Origin of the sequence: Glycomyces sp. TRM65418 (genome assembly GCF_019710475.1) — a bacterium.
Classification (GTDB): domain Bacteria; phylum Actinomycetota; class Actinomycetes; order Mycobacteriales; family Micromonosporaceae; genus Glycomyces.
In genome coordinates, this window is record NZ_JAJFAX010000010.1 from 133,789 (window position 1) to 141,279 (window position 7,491).

Annotated in this window: 7 protein-coding genes; 6 read left to right on the plus strand and 1 reads right to left on the minus strand. The window is 71.0% G+C overall.

The annotated features are described in order from the left end of the window. Positions 1-234 precede the first annotated feature (234 nt). The 5 genes from K3N28_RS19930 to K3N28_RS19950 all read left to right on the plus strand — a co-directional run bounded on the left by K3N28_RS19930 (position 235) and on the right by K3N28_RS19950 (position 4,442). Entirely contained in the window at positions 235-1,068 is an 834-nt protein-coding gene (locus K3N28_RS19930; RefSeq protein WP_228094511.1) for an ABC transporter ATP-binding protein, read from the plus strand. Beyond that, a complete protein-coding gene (locus tag K3N28_RS19935; RefSeq protein WP_228094512.1) occupies positions 1,065-1,871 on the plus strand; it encodes an ABC transporter permease in 807 nt (268 codons plus the stop codon). Before K3N28_RS19930 ends, K3N28_RS19935 begins: the two co-directional genes overlap by 4 nt. Continuing rightward, the gene (locus K3N28_RS19940; protein WP_228094513.1) at positions 1,829-3,022 is read left to right on the plus strand and encodes a sensor histidine kinase; all 1,194 of its coding nucleotides are present in this window, start codon (positions 1,829-1,831) and stop codon (positions 3,020-3,022) included. Before K3N28_RS19935 ends, K3N28_RS19940 begins: the two co-directional genes overlap by 43 nt. After that, the gene (locus K3N28_RS19945) at positions 3,019-3,633 is read left to right on the plus strand and encodes a response regulator transcription factor (protein ID WP_228094514.1); all 615 of its coding nucleotides are present in this window, start codon (positions 3,019-3,021) and stop codon (positions 3,631-3,633) included. The genes K3N28_RS19940 and K3N28_RS19945 overlap by 4 nt, the downstream gene beginning before the upstream one ends. Positions 3,634-3,803: 170 nt before the next feature. Further along, positions 3,804-4,442 (plus strand): MSMEG_1061 family FMN-dependent PPOX-type flavoprotein, encoded by a 639-nt coding sequence (locus K3N28_RS19950; RefSeq protein WP_228094515.1) that lies wholly within the window; start codon positions 3,804-3,806, stop codon positions 4,440-4,442. An 84-nt stretch (positions 4,443-4,526) separates the two neighbouring features. On the opposite strand, the gene K3N28_RS19955 is transcribed toward K3N28_RS19950, so the two are convergent. Then, on the minus strand, positions 4,527-5,759 hold the full coding sequence (locus K3N28_RS19955; RefSeq protein ID WP_228094516.1) for an endo-1,4-beta-xylanase: 1,233 nt from the start codon (positions 5,757-5,759) through the stop codon (positions 4,527-4,529). Positions 5,760-6,008: 249 nt separating this feature from the next. Between K3N28_RS19955 and K3N28_RS19960 the strand changes: the two genes are divergently transcribed. Continuing rightward, positions 6,009-7,442 (plus strand): MFS transporter, encoded by a 1,434-nt coding sequence (locus K3N28_RS19960; protein WP_228094517.1) that lies wholly within the window; start codon positions 6,009-6,011, stop codon positions 7,440-7,442. Positions 7,443-7,491 lie beyond the last annotated feature (49 nt).

The following is a 7,491-nucleotide window of genomic DNA, read 5'->3' on the forward strand; positions in this document are numbered from 1 at the left end:
CAGCGCCTGGCGTGCCTCGAGCATCGCGGCGGGGAAGACTGAGCGATGCGGAACGCCCGCCTGCGCGGGATCGGCGCCCCGGCCCGCTCGCCCCGCCGCCGGCGCGGGGCCGAGCGGTGAACCCTGAGGCGCTCGCAGGCCGCGTGCGGGCGCCGCTGTCGACCGATCGGCGGACACACCGGTTCCACCGGGCGGTCGTCGCGGCCGCGGCCGAAACGGGCCAGGCTTGAACGCGTGAACGATGCAGCCATCCGCGTGCGCGGCCTGCGCAAGGCCTACGGGAACGTCACCGCGGTCGCCGACCTCGACCTCGACGTCCACCGCGGCGAGACCCTCGCCGTCCTCGGCCCCAACGGCGCCGGCAAGTCCACCACGGTGCAGATCCTCTCCGCGCAGCTCCCCCGGGACGGCGGGGCCGTCGCCGTGCTCGGCGCCGACCCCGCCAAGGCCGACCGGCGCTTCCGCTCCCGGCTCGGCATCGTCTCCCAGACGGCGGGCGACCTCCTCGAACTCACCGTCGAAGAGGTCGTCCGGCACTTCGCCGGGTACTACCCGCGTCCCCGCGACCCCGGAGAGGTGATCGCCGAAGTCGGCCTCGCCGCACAGGCGAAGCGGAAACTCCGGCAGCTCTCCGGCGGCCAGCGCCGCCGCGTCGACGTCGCACTCGGCGTCGTCGGCAACCCCGAACTGCTGTTCCTCGACGAGCCGACCACCGGCTTCGACCCCGAGGCGCGCCGGCAGTTCTGGCACCTCATCCGCGCCCTCGCCGCCGAGGGCACCACCGTCCTGCTCACCACCCACTACCTCGACGAGGCCGAGGCCCTGGCCGACCGCATCGCCGTCATCGCCGACGGCCGCATCCGCGCCGCCGGCACCGTGGCCGAACTGGTCGACGACCGCGAGGTGACCGTCGCTTGGGAGGGCGGCAGCAAGACCACCGACACGCCGACCGCGCTCATCGCCGAACTGGGCGCGGGCTACGCCGGGGAGGTCCCCGGGCTCACCGTCACCCGGCCGTCCCTCGAAGACGCCTACCTGCGGCTGATCGGCCAGGAGGCGAGCGCATGACCGCCCCGAACGCGCTGTCCTTGGGCGTGGCACGCGGCGGCGTGGAGCTCAAGCAGTTCTTCCGCGAACGCGGCTCCGTCGTGTTCACCTTCGCCTTCCCCGCCGTGCTGCTGCTCCTGCTCGGCTCGATCTTCGACCAGGGCCCCATCGCCGGGACGACCGTCACCGGCGGCCAGGTCCTCACCGCGAGCTTCGCCGCCGGCGGCATCGTCTCCACGTCCTTCGTCAACCTCGGCAGCTCGTTGGCCGTGGAACGCGACGACGGGACCTTGAAGCGGCTGCGGGCCCTGCCCATGCCGCCGGTGTCGTTCTTCCTCGGCAAGATCGTACTGGTCGTCGTGGCCAGCCTCGCCGAGCTGGCGCTGCTGCTGGTCATCGGGGTGCTGACGTTCGACGTGGCGCTGCCGAGCGATCCGGTCGCCTGGCTGACGATGGCGTGGCTGTTCGCCCTGGGGATCACGGCGTGCTCGCTGCTGGGGATCGCCGCCTCCAGTCTGGCGCGCAGCGCCCGCAGCGCCGGGGCGATGACGACGCTGCCCTACACCGTGCTCCTGTTCATCTCCGGCGTCTACGTGCCGCTCCAGGAACTCCCCGACTGGATGGCCCGAATCGGGGCGCTGTTCCCCGTCAAATGGCTCGCGCAGGGGTTCCGCGCCGCGCTCCTGCCCGACCACATGGCCGCCGGGGAACCGGCCGGCCAGTGGGAGCTGGGCAAGACTGCCGTGGTCCTGGCACTGTGGTGTGCTGGAGGATTGGTGCTGTGTCTGACGACGTTCCGCTGGCGAAGCGCCCTCACCCGATGAGCCGGCACGCATGGAACCGCGGTTTCCGCTACTGGGAGTGGTTCTTCGCGGTGTCCACCACCGCCGTTGCGGCGCTGGTCTGGAGCGGCGACGACCCGGTCGGCACCGACCTCGCCGCCTCGGCCTGGATCGCGGCCCTGGTGGTCTGGTACCTCGTGCTGGGGCGGCGGCTCATCACCGTCGACCTCGGCGTCGCCGAGATGGACGGTCGGCTCGCGCACGTCTACCGCCTCGGCGTGCTGGCGCTGTTCCTCGCCCTGATCTTGACCGACCCCGAGGCCATGCCGCTGCTGGCCCCGCTCATCTCGCACCTGTTCTGGCTCGTCCCCCTGCGTCCGACCATCGTCGTGGTGGTCGCGCTGAGCTTCATGCCGGTGCTGGGGCGCGTCGTCGCAGGCGAATCCTTGAGCGCGGTGCTGTGGGCCGTCCCGGCCAGCGCGGTCATCGCGCTCGCCTCGGTCGCCGTCGGCGTGTTCATCCACCGCGTCATCGACCAGAGCGTCGACCGCTACCTTTTGATCGACGAGCTCGAGCGGAGCCGTTCCGAAGTGGCGCGGCTGTCCCGAGAAGCGGGTGCCGCCGCCGAGCGGCAGCGCCTGGGCGCCGAGCTCCACGACACCGTCACACAGGGCCTGAGCAGCATCATCATGCTGGCGCAGGCCGCTCGCACCGCCGCGGAGGAGCGGGGGCGCGAGGAGCATCTGCGCCTGATCGAGCGGACCGCCCGCGCGAATCTCGCCGAGGCCCGGGCGATGGTCGGGGCGCTGGCGGTCGGCGAGGACGCGGCGGTCCAGGTCGAGGCGTCCCTGGCCGAGCTGGCGGGCGCGGCCGGGGCGGGGTTCGCCGTGGAGGGCGAACCCCGCCCGCTGAGGCCGGCAACGGCCGTGATGCTCGTGCGGGCCGTCCAGGAGGCGCTGCGCAACGTGGAGAAGCACGCCGCGGGCGCGGCGGTCCGGGTGCGACTGGCCTACCGCGACAGCGCCGTGGCGGTGTCGGTCGCCGACGACGGTCCCGGCTTCGACCCGGAGGCCCCGAGTTCCGGTTTCGGGCTGCGCGGCACCCGCAACCGCGTCGTCGGTCTCGGCGGTACGTTCACCGTGGACTCGGCTCCGGGCCGAGGGGCGACGGTGCGACTGGAGGTGCCCGCATGATCAGGGTGATGCTGGTGGACGACCATCCGGTGGTGCGGTCGGGCCTGCGCGGGATGCTCGCGAACGAGCCGGACGTCGAGGTGGTCGGCGAGGCCGGCTCGGGCGACGAGGCGCGAGCGGCGGCGCCCGCGCTGGAGCCCGACGTCATCCTCATGGACCTGCGGATGCCCGGCGGCGACGGCGTCACCGCCACCGGGCACTTGGCGCGCATCGCGAACGTGGTGGTGCTGACCACCTACGAGACCGACGCCGACATCGTCCGCGCGGTCGCGGCCGGGGCGGTCGGCTACCTGCTCAAGGACACCCCGATCGCCGAACTGGTCCGTGCGATCCGGGCCGCCGCGCAGGGCGAGACGGTCCTGGCGCCTTCGGTGGCGGCGCGGCTGGTCGGCACCGTGCGGTCCCCGCGCGGCCACGGCCTGTCCGAGCGCGAACTCGAGGTGCTGCGCCTGGTCGCCGACGGCGCGTCGAACGCCGAGATCGGCAGGCGGCTGCACATCGGCGAGGCCACCGTCAAGACGCACCTCCTGCGCAGCTACCAGAAGCTCGGCGTCAACGACCGCACGGCCGCCGTGACCTCCGCGATCAGACGCGGACTGCTCGAACTGTGACCCCGATGAACGGAGACCGACGCATGAGACCGAGACCGACCGCGAGGTGCGTACGCGAAAGCACGTATGGTCGCCCGCCCGCACCCGCCGGAGCCTGGTGACATGACCGGAACCGGATTCGACGGGCCCGCAGGCGGGACGCCCGGGCAGACCTGGACGAAGGGAATTCGATGGACGCCGTAGACCGTCACCTGTGGACCGAGCTCACGGACCCGGTCGAGCTGCGCGCGATCGTCGGCGAGGTGATGCCGCAGGCCGCCACCAAGGAACGCGCGAAGCTCCACGAGCACGACCGGGCCTGGCTGGCCGTCTCCCCGTACTGCATCGTCGCGACCGCGGACGCCGACGGCAACTGCGACGCCTCCCCCAAGGGCGATCCGGCCGGGAAGCTGATCCACGTCCTCGACGACACGACCGTGGCCGTCCCCGAACGCAAGGGCAACCACCGCGTCGACGGCTTCCAGAACGTCCTCGCCAACCCGCACGTCGGGCTGCTCTCGCTGCTTCCGGGCCGCCGCGAGTCGCTGCGGATCAACGGACGCGCTCGGATCGTCTCCGACGCGCCGTTCTTCGACGACATGATCGTCAAGGGCCACAAGCCGATGCTCGCCCTCGTGGTGGAGATCGAGACGATCTACTTCCACTGCGGCAAGTCGGCCATGCGCTCGGGAATCTGGAAGCCCGAGACGTGGACGCCCGAGGCCCTGCCCTCGCATCCGCGCATGGTCAAGGACACGCAGGCGGTCGAGCAGACCTTCGAAGAACTGGTCGAGAAGTACGGCCCCAAGTACGAACAGGGCCTGTACTGACCGTCGGTGCAGGAGCCGCTCCGGCCCGGCACGAGCGCCACGACGCGCAGGCGTCGTCGTAGCGGCCGGGCCGGGCCGGAGCGGTCAGCCGAGTTCCAGGGTGAGCCGCTGCTCTCCGGCGGCGTCGAGGGTGAACGCCGCTTCGCGGTCCTGCCAGGTGATCGTGTAGTCGCCGAGGAAGCCGTTGCAGCCCAGGCGGCCCTCCGCGTCGGTGGCGATCGTGGTGGGCGGGGTGCCCCATTCCTCGTTGATCAGGCGGTGGAGGCGCTCGTAGGAGGGCTTGGGGGTGCCGTCGGCGCGGACGAAGCCCCCCGGAGCGCCGAGCCACATGCCGGCGTCGCTCATGCCCCAGTAGGTGATCGCCTCGACCGCGGGGTGGGCGACGAGGGTCCGGTAGTGGCGCTCGACCTCGTCGGCTTGGCGCTCTTCGCCTTCGGGGGTACTCGGCCACTCCTCGATCTGGTAGTCGTTGAGGTCCTCGATCTCCGGCGGCATGAGGTGTCCGGAGAGGAGGGTGGTCTCGGTGAAGTGGATCGGCAGCCCGTACCGGGAGAACCGGTCGAGGATGCCGAGGGTCTTCTCCTCGCCCCAGTAGCCCTGGTGCATGTGGCTCTGCAGGCCGAGGGCGTCGATCCGGACGCCGGCTTCGAGCACGCCCTCGATGAGGCATTCGAAGGCGGCGGACATGTCGAAGTCGTTCAGCAGCAGGACCGCGCCGGGATTGGCCTCGCGGGCGGCGTCGAACACCATGCGCACCATGGGGATGCGGCCGATGTCGCGACACAGTCGGGTGATGCCGTTGTCGTACTTGTCGAAGATCGGCATGATGACGACCTCGTTGATCACGTCCCACATGTCGATCACGCCGGCGAAGTCGTTCATCTCGCGGCGGATGCGCTCGGTCTGCGCCTGCGCGATCGCGGCGTTGTCGAGATCGAGCAGCCAGTCCGCGGTGACCGTGTGCCAGGCCAGGGGGTGGCCCTTGACGGTGTGCCCGCGGCCGACCAGCCACTCGGCGGTCTTCAGGAGGCGGTGCGTGTCCGGCTTGCCGCGCTCGGGTTCGAACCGGCCCCAGTAGAACGGCAGAGTGGCGAAGTTGAACAGGCCTTCCCACTGCTCGAGCAGCCGCTCGTCACCGTCGGGCCGCTCGGAGGTCCCGTTCGCGTAGTCGGTGAATTCGAAGGCCGTGCAGCCGAATGAGAACCGGTGCCGCACCTGGCTGAGTTCGACTTCGCGCCCGGCGAGCGGCTCGCCGTCGAGCGTCAGCGTGATCTCGGCGTCCGCGGACCGATGGCGAAGGTCGGAAGTTTCGGTCATTGCACCAGCACTTTCCATGGAAGTTTTGACACGTGCCGATATTCCAGCAGGCGCGGGCCTCCGCGTCAAGTGGCGGGCCGGCTCGACTCCGCCGCCGCGCGGGTCGGTCGTCTCGCCGAACGGGTCGACCGAGAAAACTCCGCCGCGACCGATGAGATCCGCGGCCTGGGGAGGTCTTAGCAGGAGAGACGAACGTGAAAGACCCGCAGTGGCCCGGCGGACCACCGCACTGTTGAAAGGACGACCGTGATGACCGAGGCGACGATCCCCCCGGACGGAACCGCGCAGACCCCCGCAGGAGGGCGGACCGTTCCACCGGACGGCTTCCGGACGTTCCTCCACGTGCTGGTGAACACCGCCGTCGCGAACGTCACGACCAGTTTCCTGTGGTTCGGGCTGACGTTCTGGATCTACGTCGAGACCCGCAACGTGATCGCCACCGGCGTGATCGGCGCTTCGTACATGCTCTTCATCTCGATGTTCAGCATGTTCTTCGGGACCCTGGTCGACCGGTTCCGCAAGAAGGCCGTCATGGTGTGGGCGACCTTGGCGGCGCTCGCGGTCTTCCTCCTCGACGCGGTGTTCTTCTTCGCCGTCGGCGAGGAGCGGATCGGCGACCTCGGACTGCCGTGGTTCTGGATCTTCGCCGTCGTCATGCTCGCGGGCTCGGTGGTGGAGCAGCTGCGGGGCATCGCGCTGTCGACCACGGTCACGCTGCTGGTGCCCGAGAACCGCCATGCGAACGCGAACGGGATGGTCGGCACCGCCCAGGGAGTCGCGATGCTGGTGACGAGCGTGTTCAGCGGCCTGTCGGTCGGCTTCCTGGGCATGGGCTGGACGATCCTCATCGGCATCGCCGCGCTCGCGCTGACGCTCGTCCACCTCGTGCCGCTGCGCATCCCCGAGGAGCGGGCCGCCGAGGCCGGGCCGATCGAGTCGTGGGTGGACCTCCGCGGCGGGTGGCTCGCCGTGCGAGCGGTGCCCGGCCTGCTGGCGCTCGTGCTGTTCACCTCGCTCAACAACCTGTTCGGCGGCGTCGCCATGGCGGTCATGGACCCGTACGGCATCGACATGTTCGGCGTGCAGGGCTGGGGCTTCTGGTTCGCCGTGGCCTCGACGGGCTTCATCGTCGGCGGAGCGGTCGTCGCGAAGCGCGGCATCGGGAGGAACCCGATCCGCACGATCCTGATCGTGGTCATCGCCCTCGGCGCGGCGGGCGCGTTCTCCACCATCCGCGAGCTGGGCTGGCTGTACGTCCTCGGCGTCGGCGTGTTCATGGCGCTGATCCCCGCGGCGGAGGCCGCCGAGCAGACCGTCATCCAACGGGTCGTGCCCTTCGAGCGGCAGGGCCGGGTGTTCGGGTTCGCGATGACGTTCGAGGCCGCCGCCGCGCCGATCACCGCGCTGATGATCGCCCCGCTCGCCGAACTGCTCGTCATCCCGTACATGGACACCGACGCCGCTCAGCGGCAGTGGGCGTGGCTGCTGGGCACGGGTGACTCGCGCGGCATCGCCCTCATCCTGCTCATCGGGGGCGTCGCCTGCGCGGCGCTCGCGTGCGTCGCCCTGCTCGCCCCGCAGTACCGCCAGCTCAGCGCGCGGTATCAGGCCGCGGTCGACGAGGCCGAGGCTGGGACGGAGACTGAGCCGGAGACGGATTCCCGCGAAGCGGTGCCGGTGTGACGCGTCGGCGATCCCGGCCAGGGTGCGCCGGGATCGCCGACGGTTTTAC

Coding starts and splice junctions, on each gene's coding strand:
- K3N28_RS19950 (WP_228094515.1), top strand. CDS start 3,804: ATGGACGCCGTAGACCGTCACCTGTGGACCGAGCTCACGGACCCGGTC.
- K3N28_RS19945 (WP_228094514.1), top strand. CDS start 3,019: ATGATCAGGGTGATGCTGGTGGACGACCATCCGGTGGTGCGGTCGGGC.
- K3N28_RS19935 (WP_228094512.1), top strand. CDS start 1,065: ATGACCGCCCCGAACGCGCTGTCCTTGGGCGTGGCACGCGGCGGCGTG.
- K3N28_RS19955 (WP_228094516.1), bottom strand. CDS start 5,759: ATGACCGAAACTTCCGACCTTCGCCATCGGTCCGCGGACGCCGAGATC.
- K3N28_RS19960 (WP_228094517.1), top strand. CDS start 6,009: ATGACCGAGGCGACGATCCCCCCGGACGGAACCGCGCAGACCCCCGCA.